This window comes from Luteibacter yeojuensis, assembly GCF_000964085.1.
Classification (GTDB): Bacteria; Pseudomonadota; Gammaproteobacteria; order Xanthomonadales; family Rhodanobacteraceae; genus Luteibacter; species Luteibacter yeojuensis_A.
Genome location: NZ_JZRB01000102.1, coordinates 1 through 568 on the forward strand (window position 1 = coordinate 1; position 568 = coordinate 568).

Consider the following 568-nt stretch of genomic DNA (forward strand, 5'->3'; position numbering starts at 1 on the left):
CCGACGCGCGACGCCGGCGTGGCGGGTGCCGCCGCCTTGGCGGGCGTCGCCGGGGCGCTTGGCGCGGCAGGCGCGGCTTTGTCGACGATGCGTGCGGGTGCGGGCTCCTGCGGCACGGGCGCCGCCTGCGTGTTCACTTGCGAATCGGCGGCCACGACGCGCCATGGCAGGGCGGCGGCGATGGCGAGCGCGGCGACGAGCAGGGTGGTGATGGCGCGCGGGCGCGCGCCCTGTGACTGGCCAAGCATGTCGAGTCTCCTCTTCAGGATGCGGAAGGTGGGGGAGGCGCCAGGCAGCGCGTGGTGCGGATGCGGCGCGACGCCCAGGCGCAGCAGCAGGCGGCCGTACATGCCGGGCGCGAGCCGGCCCCGGTCGACGGCCAGCGCATCGCAGGCCGCTTCGCGGCAAAGGGCGTACTCGCGCACGGCCACGTGGGCCACCGGGTGGAAAAAGAACAGCGTGCGGGCAAGCGCGGGGACGCCGCCCAGGAGGAGGTCGCCACGGCGGATGTGCGCGAGCTCGTGCATCAATGCCATCTCGCGCTCCTCGTCGCCGAACGTATCGTCGA

1 protein-coding gene is annotated in these 568 nt (G+C 74.5%); it reads right to left on the bottom strand.

Features of this window, described 5'->3' with window-relative positions; translation table 11 throughout:
- On the bottom strand, positions 1 to 536 hold a 536-nt coding region (locus VI08_RS20370), incomplete at its 3' end, for a M56 family metallopeptidase (protein ID WP_232309609.1).
- Between the last annotated feature and the right edge of the window lie 32 nt (positions 537 to 568).